20 protein-coding genes are annotated in these 15753 nt (G+C 34.6%); 14 read left to right on the forward strand and 6 right to left on the reverse strand.

Annotated elements, in window-relative coordinates; genetic code table 11:
• Positions 1-70: 70 nt before the first annotated feature.
• On the reverse strand, positions 71-700 hold the full coding sequence (locus tag K9V48_RS09780; RefSeq protein WP_224138743.1) for a trimeric intracellular cation channel family protein: 630 nt from the start codon (positions 698-700) through the stop codon (positions 71-73).
• Between the two features lie 286 nt (positions 701-986).
• On the opposite strand from K9V48_RS09780, the gene hflX reads away from it, so the two are divergent.
• The 4 genes from hflX to glnA all read left to right on the forward strand — a co-directional run bounded on the left by hflX (position 987) and on the right by glnA (position 5362).
• Positions 987-2195 carry a GTPase HflX gene (gene hflX, locus K9V48_RS09785; RefSeq protein ID WP_251528570.1) on the forward strand — a complete coding sequence of 403 codons (1209 nt, stop codon included), beginning with the start codon at positions 987-989 and terminating at the stop codon, positions 2193-2195.
• 5 nt (positions 2196-2200) lie between these two features.
• Entirely contained in the window at positions 2201-3475 is a 1275-nt protein-coding gene (locus K9V48_RS09790; RefSeq protein ID WP_224138744.1) for a methionine gamma-lyase family protein, read from the forward strand.
• Between the two features lie 94 nt (positions 3476-3569).
• Positions 3570-3974: a MerR family transcriptional regulator gene (locus K9V48_RS09795; protein WP_224138746.1), complete on the forward strand. Its 405-nt coding sequence runs from the start codon at positions 3570-3572 to the stop codon at positions 3972-3974.
• A 53-nt stretch (positions 3975-4027) separates the two neighbouring features.
• On the forward strand, positions 4028-5362 hold the full coding sequence (gene glnA / locus K9V48_RS09800; protein ID WP_224138748.1) for a type I glutamate--ammonia ligase: 1335 nt from the start codon (positions 4028-4030) through the stop codon (positions 5360-5362).
• A 261-nt stretch (positions 5363-5623) separates the two neighbouring features.
• Here glnA and K9V48_RS09805 read toward each other — a convergent pair whose 3' ends face one another.
• Positions 5624-6232 (reverse strand): cupin domain-containing protein, encoded by a 609-nt coding sequence (locus K9V48_RS09805; protein WP_224138750.1) that lies wholly within the window; start codon positions 6230-6232, stop codon positions 5624-5626.
• Between the two features lie 580 nt (positions 6233-6812).
• Positions 6813-7436, reverse strand: a complete 624-nt coding sequence (gene lexA / locus K9V48_RS09810) for a transcriptional repressor LexA (RefSeq protein ID WP_224138752.1) — start codon at positions 7434-7436, stop codon at positions 6813-6815.
• 157 nt (positions 7437-7593) lie between these two features.
• On the opposite strand from lexA, the gene yneA reads away from it, so the two are divergent.
• The 7 genes from yneA (at position 7594) to K9V48_RS09845 (ending at position 11391) form a co-directional block, all read left to right on the forward strand.
• The gene (yneA, locus tag K9V48_RS09815; protein WP_224138754.1) at positions 7594-7905 is read left to right on the forward strand and encodes a cell division suppressor protein YneA; all 312 of its coding nucleotides are present in this window, start codon (positions 7594-7596) and stop codon (positions 7903-7905) included.
• 68 nt (positions 7906-7973) lie between these two features.
• Entirely contained in the window at positions 7974-8636 is a 663-nt protein-coding gene (locus K9V48_RS09820; protein ID WP_224138756.1) for a YneB family resolvase-like protein, read from the forward strand.
• 236 nt (positions 8637-8872) lie between these two features.
• Positions 8873-9103, forward strand: a complete 231-nt coding sequence (locus K9V48_RS09825; protein WP_224138758.1) for a DUF896 domain-containing protein — start codon at positions 8873-8875, stop codon at positions 9101-9103.
• A gap of 414 nt (positions 9104-9517) precedes the next feature.
• The gene (gene sirA, locus K9V48_RS09830; protein WP_224138760.1) at positions 9518-9964 is read left to right on the forward strand and encodes a sporulation inhibitor of replication protein SirA; all 447 of its coding nucleotides are present in this window, start codon (positions 9518-9520) and stop codon (positions 9962-9964) included.
• 85 nt (positions 9965-10049) lie between these two features.
• A complete protein-coding gene (locus K9V48_RS09835; protein ID WP_224138762.1) occupies positions 10050-10268 on the forward strand; it encodes a YneF family protein in 219 nt (72 codons plus the stop codon).
• A gap of 244 nt (positions 10269-10512) precedes the next feature.
• Positions 10513-10635, forward strand: coding sequence for a hypothetical protein (locus K9V48_RS29035; RefSeq protein WP_263432785.1), 123 nt, complete (start codon positions 10513-10515; stop codon positions 10633-10635).
• Positions 10636-10938: 303 nt separating this feature from the next.
• Positions 10939-11391 carry a hypothetical protein gene (locus K9V48_RS09845; protein WP_224138764.1) on the forward strand — a complete coding sequence of 151 codons (453 nt, stop codon included), beginning with the start codon at positions 10939-10941 and terminating at the stop codon, positions 11389-11391.
• A gap of 29 nt (positions 11392-11420) precedes the next feature.
• Here K9V48_RS09845 and K9V48_RS09850 read toward each other — a convergent pair whose 3' ends face one another.
• The gene (locus tag K9V48_RS09850) at positions 11421-11591 is read right to left on the reverse strand and encodes a hypothetical protein (protein WP_224138765.1); all 171 of its coding nucleotides are present in this window, start codon (positions 11589-11591) and stop codon (positions 11421-11423) included.
• A gap of 1096 nt (positions 11592-12687) precedes the next feature.
• Entirely contained in the window at positions 12688-12837 is a 150-nt protein-coding gene (locus K9V48_RS09855) for a Spo0E family sporulation regulatory protein-aspartic acid phosphatase (RefSeq protein ID WP_111615423.1), read from the reverse strand.
• Between the two features lie 232 nt (positions 12838-13069).
• Here K9V48_RS09855 and K9V48_RS09860 point away from each other — a divergent pair, with 232 nt between their 5' ends.
• From K9V48_RS09860 to K9V48_RS09870, 3 genes are all read left to right on the forward strand, one after another.
• The gene (locus tag K9V48_RS09860) at positions 13070-13777 is read left to right on the forward strand and encodes a cytochrome c biogenesis CcdA family protein (RefSeq protein WP_224138767.1); all 708 of its coding nucleotides are present in this window, start codon (positions 13070-13072) and stop codon (positions 13775-13777) included.
• A gap of 208 nt (positions 13778-13985) precedes the next feature.
• On the forward strand, positions 13986-14345 hold the full coding sequence (locus K9V48_RS09865; protein ID WP_224138769.1) for a response regulator: 360 nt from the start codon (positions 13986-13988) through the stop codon (positions 14343-14345).
• 206 nt (positions 14346-14551) lie between these two features.
• Complete coding sequence (locus tag K9V48_RS09870) at positions 14552-15046, forward strand: CcdC family protein (RefSeq protein ID WP_224138795.1); 495 nt, start codon at positions 14552-14554, stop codon at positions 15044-15046.
• A gap of 128 nt (positions 15047-15174) precedes the next feature.
• Here K9V48_RS09870 and K9V48_RS09875 read toward each other — a convergent pair whose 3' ends face one another.
• Positions 15175-15600: a DUF2621 domain-containing protein gene (locus K9V48_RS09875; RefSeq protein ID WP_224138770.1), complete on the reverse strand. Its 426-nt coding sequence runs from the start codon at positions 15598-15600 to the stop codon at positions 15175-15177.
• Positions 15601-15753: the final 153 nt, after the last annotated feature.

Here is a 15753-nt window from a genome sequence, read left to right on the forward strand (position 1 = left end):
AGAGGGAAATTGGATTGAAATAGCCTGTTTCCCTTACGTATTTGATTGTATATCTCAAGTGATAATATGCTTATTTTGAGTGAATCTGCTCATTCGATATAGATTGTAAACTGCGATAAGGTAATTTCCATTTAAGCGAATAGGAGAGAACTCGGAGTATAACAGTACCTACAAATAAAATGTAAAGTCCGATCGGTTGTTTTACAATTTCTAGTCCGATTAAAAGACCAACGCAAATTGCCCAAAACGCATAAATCTCTGCTCGAAACACTAATGGCTTTCGACCTGCTAGTAAATCGCGTGCAATTCCTCCTCCACATCCGGTTAGAACTGCCGCAAGGACGACCGCACTTGTTGGATGCCCCATCTTATGAGCGAATAGCGCTCCTTGAATTGCAAATGCAGATAGACCGATGGCATCTGAAAAATTACCCCATTTATGCCAATGCTTTAATAATCTATGTGGAAAAAGAAAAACACAAGTAATTGCAACGAGCGCAATTTGAAATAGTAACACTTGATCCCACAAAGCAGAAATAGGCAATCCAATTAGCAGATTCCGAATGGCACCACCACCGAATGCAGTAACAAAGCCTAATACATAAACACCGAAAATATCATATTTTTCCTCTAATGCGACAATTGTTCCACTTATCGCAAAAGCAACAGTCCCAATAATACTAAAAACTTCCCAAGTCATTTTTATATTTCCTCCGTATAGGTTCAATCCTGCTGTCTCAATGATTTTATAGCTCAATTTCACAATGGTCAAGAAATAAAAATTGGTATGATATCTATCATAAATAAGAGGTCAAAGATAGGTGTATAGATTTCTGTCGCAAAGAATGAAAGATAGATTAGTGAAATATCAAAATGTTTGATATGATTAGGGTGCTAGAATAGCGAAAAGGAAGGGTTATTTATTGAACAACACAAGTCATATAATAAAAGAAAAAGTCATATTAGTTGGTTGTCAGCTTCAAACAATGGAAGATGATCATTTTCAATATTCCATGGATGAGCTTGCATCATTAACAAAAACAGCAAATGGAGAAGTGCTAATAGATTGTATACAAAAAAGAGATCGGCCCCACCCTGCTACATATATCGGAAAAGGGAAAGCTGAGGAATTATTGAATCTTGTAGAAGAACTTGAACCAGATATCGTGATTTTTAATGACGAATTGTCACCTAGTCAGTTACGAAATTTAGCAACGATATTGAATGTAAGGATTATTGACCGAACGCAATTAATATTAGATATTTTTGCGCAGCGAGCTAAATCAAAAGAGGGTAAGCTTCAGGTTGAATTAGCACAGCTTCAATATTTGTTACCGAGACTTGCTGGACAAGGTATTTCATTATCCCGTCAAGGTGGGGGAATTGGAACAAGAGGTCCAGGGGAGACACAGCTCGAAACAGATCGAAGACATATTCGGAATAGAATCCATGAAATTAAACAACAGCTTGCGACGGTTGTTAGCCACAGAAACCGTTATCGAGAACGCCGTAAAAAAAATCAAGCTTTCCAAATTGCTCTCGTTGGCTATACAAATGCGGGGAAATCAACGATATTTAATCGTTTGACAACAGCTGGAAGCTTTGAAGAAGATTTGCTGTTTGCAACACTTGATCCAATGACTCGTAAAGTGTTATTTCCATCTAATTATCAAGCGCTTATTACAGATACGGTTGGGTTTATACAAGATCTCCCAACAACACTTGTTGCCGCTTTTCGCTCAACACTAGAGGAAGTAAAAGAGGCTAATCTAATTTTACATATAGTCGATAGTTCAAATGAAGATTATGCAAACCATGAGCAAACAGTTTATAAGTTGCTTGAAGAATTGGAAATTACCGATATTCCTATTCTAATGGTCTACAATAAAATAGATGATGCACCGGGTTCATTTGTCCCTTCGTCGAAAGAAGATTATATCCGGATTACTGCTTTTTCAAAAGATGATCTAAAAGTTTTAATGAATAGAGTAGAGAATTTTGCTAAAGATGTGATGAATCATTATTATGTACAAATACCAACTGACGAAGGTAGAATGATTTCTCAATTAAAAACAGAATCATTAATTGACAAGTTAATCTTTAATGAAGAGAAAGAAGTTTACGAAATTGAAGGATTTGTTCTGCCATCTCATTCAATTAATGGTCAGTTAGAGAAGTTTGCGAAGAGAGGGTAAGGATGATGTTTAAGAATTTTAAGCACGGAACTAAAATTGCACCTATTGTGAAAAAAGTTGAAAATAAGATTAAAAATGTGCACGAGCAAATTGATAGACAAAGCGAAGCGAATCAATTTCGTGTGTTGCGAAGTTTTCAAAATTATCGTGTGAGCGATTCACATTTTATGCCGACAACAGGATATGGCTATGACGATACCGGAAGAGATACATTAGAAGAAATCTACGCAGATGTTTTTGGTGCGGAATCAGGATTAGTAAGACCACAAATCATTTCTGGAACCCATGCCATCTCAATTGCGTTATTCGGTGTTTTAAGACCTGGAGATGAACTGATCTATATTACAGGCAAGCCATATGATACACTTGAGGAAATTGTTGGGATAAGAGGTAGTGGAATTGGATCATTAAAGGAATTTCAAATTGATTATCAAACAGTCGATTTAAGCGAAAATGGATCCGTCGATTTTGAAGCCGTAAAAGACGCGATTACTCCAAAAACAAAAATGATAGGTATACAGCGATCGAAAGGTTATGCAACCCGACCTTCTTTTACAGTGGCACAAATACAAGAAATGATCGCATTTGTAAAATCAATTAGAGAAGATCTTGTCGTTTTTGTAGATAATTGCTATGGAGAATTTGTCGAAGACTTAGAACCGTGTCATGTAGGTGCTGATTTAATGGCAGGATCGTTGATAAAAAATCCTGGTGGAGGTATAGCGAAAACTGGGGGATATATTGTTGGGAAACAATCTTTAGTTGAAGCATGCTCATACCGCATGACCTCACCGGGTATTGGGGCAGAAGCTGGTGCTTCCTTATATAGCTTACAAGAAATGTATCAAGGATTCTTTTTAGCGCCACATATCGTAGGACAAGCCTTAAAAGGAGCTGTTTTTACATCAGCCTTTTTAGAGGAAATCGGGTTGCAGACGAATCCTTCGTGGGATCATATCAGAACAGATTTAATCCAATCGGTTCAATTCGATGATCCAAAGCTGATGGTGGCTTTTTGTCAGGCGATTCAATATGCCTCTCCAATTAATTCACATGTAACACCATATCCAAACTACATGCCTGGATATGAAGATGATGTAATTATGGCTGCAGGAACATTTATTCAAGGTGCTAGTATAGAATTATCGGCTGATGGTCCGATTAGAGCACCGTACGTTGCCTATGTACAAGGTGGACTGACCTATTCCCATGTGAAAATTGCGATTTGTTCTGCTATTGATTCACTAGTAGATCAGGAATTAATCTCGATAAATAGCTAACTATTAAAATCTATGTTATTTTTCCTCACATCCACTTGACACATAATGTAACGTGAAATATAATCAAATTAGTTATTACAAAGGAGACAATAACATGAGTGATAACATTCGCCGCTCAATGCCATTATTTCCAATAGGAATTGTTATGCAGCTCACAGAACTCTCTGCTCGACAAATTCGATATTATGAAGAAAATGAATTGATTTTTCCTGCTAGAACAGACACGAATAGGAGAGTCTTTTCTTTCCATGATGTCGATAAATTATTGGAGATTCGTTCATTAATTGAACAAGGTGTTAACTTGGCGGGAATTAAACAAATTTTCTTTCGTAAAGAAAACGCACATAATGAAGGCCAACTAGAGCAACCTAAAACTGTTGAAAAGCCTGAATTAAGTGATACAGAACTGCGGAAACTTCTGAAATCAGAATTAATGCAAGCTGGTCGATTTAATCAATCAACCTTAAGACAAGGTGACATGTCACGATTTTTCAAATGATTTTTAGAAAGTTACAATTAAAATGAATTTTTTCCTAGAGGAGATGATTTTCAATGTCTAAATATTCAAGAGAAGATATTCAAAGTCTAGTAAAAGAAAACAATGTCAAATACATTCGATTACAATTTACAGATGTTCTTGGAACTGTTAAAAACGTTGAAATACCAGTTAGTCAGCTTGATAAAGCACTAGACAACAAAATGATGTTTGATGGTTCTTCGATTGAAGGTTTTGTCCGTATTGAAGAATCTGATATGTATTTATTTCCAGATTTAGATACTTTCGTCATCTTCCCTTGGACAGCAGAAAAGGGTAAGGTAGCGCGCTTTATTTGTGATATTTATAACCCAGATGGAACTGCATTTGCAGGGGATCCTCGTAACAATTTACGCCGACTATTAGAAGAAATGGAAGAGCTTGGATTTACAGAATTTAACTTAGGACCTGAGCCAGAATTCTTCTTGTTTAAACTAGACGAAAAGGGCGAACCGACACTAGAACTAAACGATAATGGTGGTTACTTTGATTTAGCGCCAACAGACTTAGGTGAAAACTGCCGTCGTGATATCGTGTTAGAACTTGAAGAAATGGGCTTCGAAATCGAGGCTTCTCACCATGAGGTAGCACCAGGACAACATGAAATTGACTTTAAATATGCTGGCGCAATTAAAGCGTGTGATGATATCCAAACTTTTAAATTAGTTGTTAAAACAATTGCTCGTAAACATGGATTACATGCTACGTTTATGCCAAAGCCATTATTTGGTGTAAATGGATCAGGGATGCACATGAACTTATCGTTATTCCGAAATGGTGAAAATGCATTTTTGGATGAGAACAGTGATCTTCAATTAAGTGATACAGCTAGACAATTTATTGCAGGTATTATCAAACATGCACCAGCATTCACTGCGGTAACAAATCCATTAGTTAATTCATATAAACGTCTTGTACCAGGTTATGAAGCACCATGTTATGTTGCTTGGTCTGCACAAAATAGAAGTCCATTAATTCGTATTCCAGCTTCTCGTGGATTAAGCACGCGTGTTGAAGTTCGTAGCGTAGATCCTGCAGCGAACCCATACTTAGCAATGAGTGTACTTTTAGCTGCAGGTCTTGATGGAATTAAGAATAATCTCGAAGCGCCGAAACCAATTGACCGTAACATCTATGTAATGACGAAAGAAGAGCGCGTTGAAAATGGGATTGTTGATTTACCAGCAACACTTGCTCAAGCTTTAGAAGTATTAAAAACAGACAGCACAATGAAGCATGCACTAGGTGAGCACTTATTTGAGCACTTCATTGAAGCGAAAGAAATTGAGTGGGATATGTTCCGTACACACGTACATCCATGGGAAAGAGAACAATACATGTCTCAATATTAATCACTGAAAGCCTTGATACGACTAGTATCGGGGCTTTTTTTACATCGGGCAATTCAATAGTTTTCCGCCTATTTTAGTAACTGCCCGATTTTTGCCCGATTTTATTTCAAAAAAATTATTCAAGGACATTCTTCATGTGCTCCTCGAATTTGTTCATTACGTCAATATCGCTTTTTTTACTTATGTGAGAATAAACATCAGATATAATTTGTATGTTACCATGTCCTAAACGTTCTTGGATATATTTCATGTCAGATTCAATTAATAGTTGTAGTATCCAGTTGGAGGCTGCATTTGTTCTGCGTAGTACTGTTGCTGATGGGGTTGATACGTCCCAGGTTGGTTACCGCACCATTTCGGTGGGCCTAAGACGTGAGATGCTTGTATTGGCGCTACGGCACGATTGTATTCATCTGGATTTATACAGTATGCAAGGTGCATAATATCTGCGGGAGTAAAGCGGAGAAAATCCGAACCATAGACAATATCGGGAGTGGGCTTGTCAAATATTGTTAGCATGTGTGTCTGGTCTTTGAGGGCCACAATCCAATGGAACCATCCCTTCGGAAGTACGATATTTTGACCTTGAGTTAGTCGGTATGTCATAAGCTTTCGTGTAAAAGGATTGAAAATAGCGACACTTGCTTCTCCAGATATGATAAAAACGAGTTCGTTTACATTCGTATGCCAATGTGGTTGAATGATAAATCCTCTACTCATATGCACATTAAAAAAGCCAGTTTTTATCGATGGAAGTTGCGCGGCAAACATTTGAGTTATGTAGTTCTGTGAATTGAGCTTGTAATTTAATACTTTAGTGGAATCAGCAACAAGTGATAGTGATGGGGATTGCAACACATTATCTAACATTATTATTCTACCTCCCTTTATGAGCTATAACAGGAAGAAATCCCTAATCTCAAGATACAAGTGTAGCAAAAAAAGTTGGGCCGGGGATAACTACCTGTAAAGAATTAGGTACGTCTCACATTATAAAGGGATATGTTCCATCGAATCCTTTTATTCACTGCTACGTTTTTTTCTAAATGATTCTTATAAAGTGTTTAACATAGTCACTACGCGTTTTTTACTAATTCGCAATAGCATTGGACATTGGATGACATTCGGTAAAGTTACAACACCGTTTTTTGTTAAATTTATTAAATAGGTTATGAAACGCTTCAATAAACTGAGGATAAATTTTATCATCCAATTTTGAAGCATAGGATGCGGAAAGGTGACGACTAATAAAACTACGTTTATCGTAAGTGAGAGGATAATGATAGCTCTTAAAAGTATAATGTTTCTCAAGGAAAAGAATAGAATATATTTTCGTATTCTAATAAAGTTTCGTATTTATATCAAAAATATTAAATTTTATCTGTATTTCATTGATGATGACAGCTTTATCAAAGGGAGTAAATAAAAAAGCCTGCCGATGGGCAGACTTTTAGTGAATCGTACGATAAACTCCAATAACTTTCCCTAAAATACTTACATTTCGTAAAATAATTGGTTCCATTGTTGAGTTTTCTGGTTGGAGACGAATATAATCCTTCTCCATAAAGAATCGTTTACACGTTGCTTCATCATCTTCTGTCATTGCTATGATAATATCTCCATTATTTGCAGTTTGCTGTTGTCTAACAATGACCATATCTCCATTCAATATACCAGCCTCTATCATACTTTCACCCATAATTTCCAGCATAAACACATGCTCGTCATCTGTAACGTATCGATCGGGCAGTGGGAAATATTCTTCCACATTTTCGATTGCTGTAATGGGAATGCCAGCTGTTACTTTGCCAATCACAGGTACATTGATGACTTTGCTTTTAGGAATATGTTGGGTTTCTTCATCTTCCAATATTTCAATCGCTCTTGGTTTTGTTGGATCTCGCCTAATTAAACCCTTTGATTCTAATCTAGCTAAATGGCCATGAACAGTTGAGCTAGATGCTAAACCAACAGCTTCACCAATTTCACGAACGGATGGCGGATAACCCTTTCTTTGAACTTCATCTTTTATAAAATTTAAGATATCTTGCTGCCTTTTTGATAGTTTCGTCATCCCATTTAACACCTCGGATTCCTATAATTTATGTATAGTATAGCATCTTTTACCTATAAGTACAAACGTAGGTTCGAAAAAAAGGGTTGACTGGAACAATTGTTCGTTTTATACTTTAGTTATTAATACGAACGAATATTCCTATGAGGTGGTAAAATTGAAAAAAGAAACAATGTTTTATATCCTATCATTCTTTTTTGTGTTTTTAGCTGTTGCAGGAGCTATTACTTATACTGGTAATCATGAAGATTTAGAAAAATTTCATCAAGTGAAAATTGAAGACGGCGATAGTTTATGGAGTATTGCTGATAGATTCTACGAAAAAACCGATATCTCAAAACAAGAATTTGTAACATGGGTTCAAGAAAAAAATGAACTCCAAACTAGTATTATTAAACCAGGAGATTTCGTGTTTGTACCGGTTAAAAAAGAAAATGGATATCAAATTGAACAAATTGCAAGTGAATAATTGTTATAATAGAATTGATTTAAATGAAAATGATCGATAAATGATTAATAGAGCTGGTGTGTATGAAAATGAAGGCGATTATATATTGTAGAGTAAGTACAGATAAAGAGGCACAAGATACTTCAATTGTTAGACAGAGAGAGGAATTAGAAAGACTTGCTGAAATACATAATATTGATGTTGTAAAAGTGATTGAAGAGAGACATAGTGGATATGACATGGATAGAGATGGGATAATTGAAGCGCTAGCAATGATTAAGGACAAACATGCTAGTATGATTCTTGTACAGGATGATACCCGTTTAGGCAGAGGTCATGCGAAAATAGCTTTATTACATGAAATAAGGAAATTAGATGCAAAGGTATTTTCACTAAATGAACAAGGAGAACCCGAATTATCCGAATCGGATCTGATGGTATTAAATATTCTTGCTGCTGTTGAAGAATTTCAAAGAAAACTAGTTAACTATAAGATTAAAAGGGGCATGAATCGGGCGATTGAGAATGGATATAGGCCACAGGATAACTTATCCAATTTAGATAAGGGTGGAGGTCGGGAAAAAATTGATGTTCCAATCGAGGAAATTCTTAAGCTTCGTAGTAAAAAGCTTACGTTCCATGAAATTGCTGCTACACTTAGAGGAGTAGGCTATGAAGTAAGTAAGGCGACTGTTCATAGAAGATATAAAGAATACAACGAAAGTTTAAATCATGATAACAACGGTAGCTAATCATTACTTTCCCTCTAAAATCCAAACATAAGTAAAATGCGTTGGAGTTGTTATTTGTTCCTCTTTTTAGTATTATGGCAAGTATGAATTATTTTTGATTAAATCAAAAATGACAGCCTAATTCTATTAGGGCTAAGCTGCATGATCTATTTGAGGAGTAAAGCGATTACTGCAGATCCGAATAGATATTGCTAAAAACTTGTTATACTTGTAAGTTGAGAGGAGAATTATTTATTATGCTACCTAAAGAAAAACTCGATCGTATAAATGAATTATCAAAAAAGTCTAAAATGGAAGGCTTAACAGCTAAGGAACAAGAAGAACAACAATTGCTACGTCAGCAATATTTACAAGTTTTTCGTTCTTCGATGAAAAATACGTTAAAAGGTGTAACGATCGTTGATCCAAACGGAAATGACGTAACACCACAGAAATTAAAAGATGATAAAAAACATAATCTTCATTAACTAAGAATAAATCATTAGGATTTATTCTTTTTTATATGCGCATACTACAATTGGTACCGTTGCGTCAGAGGAAAAAGTACTAGCAGAGTAAAGGTAGTATTTCAAACATGATTGGATTAAGAGTTATGGGGTTGGCCTTCGTTTGGTAGTAATAAATATCCGAAATACTTTGTTGAGTTTCACTAAAAATCATTGGGGAATAAACTAAATTCTCTCGATGGAAGTCACTTTTCAAGTGAGTATAGACATAAAAGATGTGGATATCGTTACTGATTTTTGCGACTGTGGAAGGAATGAAAAATGAAAAGCTGACAACTTCGACAAAAATAGTGTCTTCTTTCTCCGTCGTAAGACAATTCTTGCTCAAACATTCTAATATAATGAAGAAATAGGATGATAGAGGAGGAGTGGAAAGTGAGACACTATTATATTTATTTAATAGAAGAGGAATTTGCAAGTCACTACTTTGGTCGTGAGTCAAAAATTTTTCACCTGTTTCAGGATTTTCACTGGACCACAGTTCGCTCAAATCATAACGATACCCTTGAAAAGCAAATAAATTTTATTACAAGGCCGATACCGATGCAAAAGATAAATCAGTTACTTGAGACAAACTTAGTAAATCGTGTTCTCGATCAAAAGGTAAATCATGTTCATAAAATCGAGCTGAATGATCAGCGTGGGAATGCTACAATAATTGTGAAAAAACGTTACCTCGAGCTCATATCTTACGGAAGCTATGAGGCAGAAACGATTTTTTTTGAGGTGTTAAGAAAATTCGATCCATGTTTTTTAGCGATGGATTTGAATGGCGAAAGATATGGGTGGCTAAATCCAATAAAAGAAAGAAATTTTGTTTAAATATGAAGAAAAAATACAGCAAATGTTGTATAATATCAAAGGGTTTAGTACACTGTAAGTTAGACAGCAAGAAGGAGGAAATTATATGGAGTTATGGGTTGTTATTCTAGTAGGCGTTCTAGCACTACTTGCTGGAATTGCACTAGGGTTTTTCATTGCGCGTAAATATATGATGAATTATCTAAAGAAGAATCCACCAATCAATGAACAAATGTTAAAAATGATGATGATGCAAATGGGGATGAAACCATCACAAAAGAAAATTAACCAAATGATGAAACAAATGCAAGGTCAAATGAAATAATAAACGTTGATATATCAAGGTTTTAAGCGGTTTATACAATGAAATTATCTTCTCTAAATATAGAGGTTGGTGAATCTTTCATTGTCATTTTTATAACAAATTGCTTAATCCTTCTTATAACAATTACAAAACCACTTTTTCTGTTGGAAAATTCAGCAGGAAGGTGGTTTTTTTGTGTTCTTAGAAGATGTTTTAACAGAGTACTTTTAACCATTGTGAAGCTAAAGGATTTACGCCAAAAACAATGAAAAATAAGCGTCAAGAGTTGAAGCAATTAAAACAATTTCTGATTGAAAAGAGAGGGATTACAGAACTAGAAAGTATCACTGTTCATGATTTAAAAGCATATGTGAGATTAAAACTTTGACACAATTAAACAATATCAATCATTCAACTCTATAGAGGAAATAGATAAGTCAGTCCGTTCATTTTTATATAAACATAAGTCAGAACTATCTGAAGCTACATACAACGTCCTCGAATCAATCTGGATGCAACTCAGTTAAGGTTATTGGTGTCTCTCTTTTGCCTATATAGCTGATCAAGTTAAAGTGAGCCGTAGAACGGTTATCAGGGCTGTCAATAAACTTAAGAGTTAGGAATTATTAAACGTATTCCAACTGTTAGAGTCAATAAAAAACGTGGTGTAAATATCATTGTTGTACAGGAATTGGAAGGTAATTTACCAGTTGAAAATAATATGTCACCGCAAGATGTCACTGTACCTGTCACTACTAATAAAACAGAGAATAAGCAAAGCTCACTCTGTGAGAATAAAAACCTTCATAACGTAATAGAACCGTCAGTAGATGAATTAGACAACTCATACACTCCTGCAAATGTTGACCAAGAATTTATCCAAGCAACTAAGCCATTCATGAACGCAGTAGACACGTATAAATTGTGGAATAGGGTCTTGATCTTGATAGCCTACAAAAAAACGAAGATAGAGAAGCCGTTGTGTGACGTTGTTGTAGATGCGTTTAAGCAGTCTGTATTCTCTAAAAAACTAAGGAAGATTAGATCAACATTTGAAGGGTACTTTTACTCAGTTGTTTATGCTGGATTAGTTGTGGAGAAAAGAAGAGAGTGTAAACACCTGTTTTATGATTTTTTAGCATAGTGTCTTGGATTTATTCAGCAATCAGTTAATTAATACTTAATACCTTTAAATTGGATATTTTTCGCTTGAGTAGAATTTTTCACTCTAGCAAATTTCATTATAAGTTTGACTTGTTCAACAGCATCTGTAATTCCTTTAGCGTTAATGATAAGTTCACGTTGCATTTTGTTGGTATTAACCGTGAAAATGTATTGTTTCAAAGTCTTCACCCTTTTCATAATGATTTATGAATTAATGATATGCGAGAAACTGGAAATCATACCATTTAAAGGGTAGATTTTGTTACGTTGTTATTTTGTCGAATATAAAGACAAATTGTAGGTATGTCACTTATCTGTAATAAGTGAGTTGCATAGGACAACGTGTCCTAGTCTGAATTCCAAATAATTACATGTGCAAAAATATGGAGAACAGTAATTAGCGGTGAGATAATGTATTTGAGGTAAACAATCCTTACATCAGGTCAAAATAACCATGTTGCAAAACACGACAGAGGGGGTCAAATTTGATAAGCAGGTAGCATTAATCTATATAAAAATATAAGTTTGATATAGAAATAGCCACTTCCTTATTAGAAATGGCTGGGACAATTCATTCATTGTGAATTTACCAATACAACCTACAGGAGTTAACCTATGTGGATTATAACCTGGATAATAATTATCATAATACAAAATAAACACTTCTTTAGAAATAATTTAAATTTCGATATCAAGTTATGTATATAGGCTCTTATAAGTTACATAGAAATGTATGGCTCAATAAATGGATCTGATTCCCATCTTTTAAGCAAATATCGAAACAACAATAGCACGCAAAATAGCGTGCTTTTTATTTGCGTTTATGGTGTTTAATTGTCAGTATGTTGTCCTGATAAATGCATAAAATGTTTCCCTGAATGAAGGAGGGCGCAAAGTTAGTTATCGATGTTAAAATGTGCTAAGTTCGTCGAAATATAAAATTCAAAAAAGGGAAAAGTATAGTTTTAAGTGGTAAAATTGTTATATAAACAGTACGATTAGAATTAAAATAGAAAAAATCTTTTGAACTAAGAGTAGATGTATGAACCGAATTACATACCCATTATTTCTATCTGATAGACTTTTTAATTCCAAGGAGGCAATACCCCGTGAGTGATATTTTTCACATAGGAGTTCACTGGTGATTAGTGGAAAAAGGTTTGTCCGAGAAAGCAATGTGCCCATTGCCCAGTTGATCAGGCAATGGACTAATAAGTTATTTAGACTACTCTTTTTAGAGAATAACTATTTCTTAAAAATTAAGAAGTACTTTCGATTAGGGTAGTTCAATATATTCATTTAATAATTTATCGAGCTCTTGGCTGTATTCGATAGAAATCGTTGAATTTAGCCCATTTTTTTGGACAATGTCAATTAACTCGGCTCTTTTATTTTCGATGATTTTTAGCATTTCTTGTTTAGACACGAGGACTTGTCCTTTCATTAATGATAGATAACTACTAAAATTATACCCTTTTTATGGAATGGTTTCAAAGGAAGATACTAGAAAAAACGACACTATATCTATTATAATAAGTTTGTAATAGGAATCAAATGTGAATTGGGTAGTAGTTGTTGTTAATGTGACATTTAAAATCCACTAAAAGTAAAGCGTGTTTTGCTAGAATAGGGATAATATTCACTCTAGGAGGAGTCTGATGGCAGACATAAATATTTTTTTAGCATTTGGGGCTGGTTTTTTATCTTTTATTTCTCCGTGTTGTTTACCTCTATATCCAGCATTTTTATCATATATTACTGGAGTTTCTGTTGGAGAACTAAAATCTGAAAATGGACTAGTACAAAAGAGAAGCCTAGTTCATACGATTTTCTTTTTATTGGGTTTTTCTTCTATATTTATTGCGCTTGGGTTTGGTACATCTTTAGTCGGTGAATTTTTTCAAAATTATCAAGATTTGATCCGACAAATAGGTGCGATATTAATTGTCGTGTTTGGATTAATGATTATTGGTGTTTTTACACCGAAATTCTTAATGAAGGATCATAGATTTGAATTTAAGAACCGACCTAGTGGATATATTGGTTCATCATTAATAGGTATGGCGTTCGCCGCGGGCTGGACACCATGTACAGGACCAATTCTTTCTGCAGTTATTTGGCTAGCAGCAACAAATCCCAATTCGGCGATGATTTATATGATAGCCTATATATTAGGATTTGCCATACCGTTCTTCGTATTATCTTTCTTTATAGGTAAGCTTGGCTGGATAAAAAAGCATAATATGAAAATTATGAAAATCGGTGGATATCTCATGATTGTGATGGGAATTTTACTATACTTTGATTTGATGACGCTGATTATCATTTATTTAACTCAATTTTATGGAGGATTTACAGGGTTTTAGATCTTGCAAATTCAAAAAAAACAATTTTTGGGTCTATTTCACTATTTTATTTGAATATTTTGTTATAATAGATAAAGGTGGAAGATTTTTATGGTTGCAAGGTAAAAGCATATAGTGCCTCCATAACATGTATAGTCGATTGCTTTTTACAGAAGAAGTTTTTGACTATCATCAGGCTTCCTTTATCATTATTGAGGGGGAACTAGACGTGGCTAGAATATTAATTGTTGATGATGCTAAGTTTATGAGAATGACGTTATCTAATATATTACAAAGGGCAAACCATGAAGTTGTCGGAGAAGCGGAAAATGGTGTAGAAGCAGTTGATTTATTTGAAAAAGAACAACCTGATTTAGTTACAATGGACATTACGATGCCTAAAAAAAATGGCATTGAAGCACTTAAAGAGATTATCCAAAAGTATTCGAATGCAAAAATAATCATGTGCTCTGCAATGGGACAGCAAAAAATGGTAGTAGAGGCAATTGAGGCTGGTGCAAAAGATTTTATTGTTAAACCATTCGATGACAATCGTGTCCTAGAAGCAATAAATCGAGTTTTAGGATAAGGTAAAAAAGGAATTGTTTATCCATTGTAATCGAATATAAGCCTCCATATAGTGGAGCTATGAAGTGAAACTGAGGAAACTTGTTTTGAAAAGCTAAAATAATTCTCGCTTTAGTGAATAAACTTCAATTGGATTTGTTGAAAGTGTATTGTAGGTAAACGTGGGAATTTTGTTTATACTAAGGCTAAAAGTTGTCTAGTAAAGGAATGATTTATTTGGTCGCGATTATTTCTTCAATTTTTGCATTGGGGATGGCATTGGTTGTTTTATACATTCGAACGAAATCTGCTAAAAAGCCTGCTACAGCTAAAAAGATCATTTTGCCGCCGATTTTTATGAGCACGGGAGCATTAATGTTTATTCACCCGATGTTTCGAGTAACAGCAGTCGAGTTTTTTGAAGCTCTTTTAGTAGGAATGATCTTTTCGATTTTTTTGATTAAAACATCTAATTTTGAAATTAAAGAAAATGATGTATATTTAAAGCGCTCAAAAGCCTTTGCATTTATTTTAATTGGTTTGTTGATTATTAGAATTATCCTAAAATTGTATTTAAGTAGAACGATTGATGTTGGTGAACTTGGGGGTATGTTCTGGATTCTTGCATTCGGGATGATTGTTCCTTGGAGAATTGCCATGTTCTTTTCCTATAAAAAGGTGAAGGCTCAACTAAATACGTCGACAAATATACCGACCATTTAGCACATATAGAACCTTTTTATATCACAATTCTTTTTTGTAAAAGAATCTGTTTCATTCAACTAGTTTCATTTAAGCTATTAAATATGTCAGCAAAAAGATCCGAAACGATCATTACGTTTCGGATCTTTTTAAAATAGCGCTTCATAAGCTGAGTAGTCGATCTGTTTTTCTTCTAAGCGCTTCATTAGAAATTTGTGATCACGTTTCGGGGTAGCGATAATATATCCTCGTATGACTAAATCTAACGTGATGCTTGAGACATTTTCTTCTAGAGCAAGTTGTCCAATTTTTCCAGCAATTTTTGCGCGAGCAACATCTCGGAAAAGCTCTGGTACAGGCTCAACAAGTTCTTCCAATAAATATTTTTCTTCTTGCTTCCATAAGTGTTTCGATTTTTCAAGATAATAATCTTGCCAATCTAAATCGGATTTACCATCTTCCTTCGGTAATCTTTGAAGAAACTTGCGAAACATGAAAAATCCGCCTATTGCTAACATGGAAACTAAAAAAACAATCCAAAATAGGATAAACCAAAGAAACCAACCTTCTAGCATGTTTTTCACCTCTATGAATATACTCGTGTAATAGTAAAGAGCAGTTAGTTACCGGCTTTCCAATTCGTATTAGAAGCGGGTGTATAACTGCCCAAAACAAATCATTAATTGTGAAAGTATTAAAGTCCTTCTTTTTTAAACCCATCGTATGCA

The organism is Metabacillus rhizolycopersici, from assembly GCF_020075705.1.

What these genes read in the sequence shown, in the direction of transcription:
- K9V48_RS09780 (WP_224138743.1), bottom strand. Translation starts at nt 700, where the DNA reads ATGACTTGGGAAGTTTTTAGTATTATTGGGACTGTTGCTTTTGCGATA.
- hflX (WP_251528570.1), top strand. Translation starts at nt 987, where the DNA reads ATGGAAGATGATCATTTTCAATATTCCATGGATGAGCTTGCATCATTA.
- K9V48_RS09790 (WP_224138744.1), top strand. Translation starts at nt 2,201, where the DNA reads ATGTTTAAGAATTTTAAGCACGGAACTAAAATTGCACCTATTGTGAAA.
- K9V48_RS09795 (WP_224138746.1), top strand. Translation starts at nt 3,570, where the DNA reads ATGAGTGATAACATTCGCCGCTCAATGCCATTATTTCCAATAGGAATT.
- glnA (WP_224138748.1), top strand. Translation starts at nt 4,028, where the DNA reads ATGTCTAAATATTCAAGAGAAGATATTCAAAGTCTAGTAAAAGAAAAC.
- K9V48_RS09805 (WP_224138750.1), bottom strand. Translation starts at nt 6,232, where the DNA reads ATGTTAGATAATGTGTTGCAATCCCCATCACTATCACTTGTTGCTGAT.
- lexA (WP_224138752.1), bottom strand. Translation starts at nt 7,436, where the DNA reads ATGACGAAACTATCAAAAAGGCAGCAAGATATCTTAAATTTTATAAAA.
- K9V48_RS09820 (WP_224138756.1), top strand. Translation starts at nt 7,974, where the DNA reads ATGAAGGCGATTATATATTGTAGAGTAAGTACAGATAAAGAGGCACAA.
- K9V48_RS09825 (WP_224138758.1), top strand. Translation starts at nt 8,873, where the DNA reads ATGCTACCTAAAGAAAAACTCGATCGTATAAATGAATTATCAAAAAAG.
- K9V48_RS09835 (WP_224138762.1), top strand. Translation starts at nt 10,050, where the DNA reads ATGGAGTTATGGGTTGTTATTCTAGTAGGCGTTCTAGCACTACTTGCT.
- K9V48_RS29035 (WP_263432785.1), top strand. Translation starts at nt 10,513, where the DNA reads ATGAAAAATAAGCGTCAAGAGTTGAAGCAATTAAAACAATTTCTGATT.
- K9V48_RS09860 (WP_224138767.1), top strand. Translation starts at nt 13,070, where the DNA reads ATGGCAGACATAAATATTTTTTTAGCATTTGGGGCTGGTTTTTTATCT.
- K9V48_RS09870 (WP_224138795.1), top strand. Translation starts at nt 14,552, where the DNA reads ATGATTTATTTGGTCGCGATTATTTCTTCAATTTTTGCATTGGGGATG.
- K9V48_RS09875 (WP_224138770.1), bottom strand. Translation starts at nt 15,600, where the DNA reads ATGCTAGAAGGTTGGTTTCTTTGGTTTATCCTATTTTGGATTGTTTTT.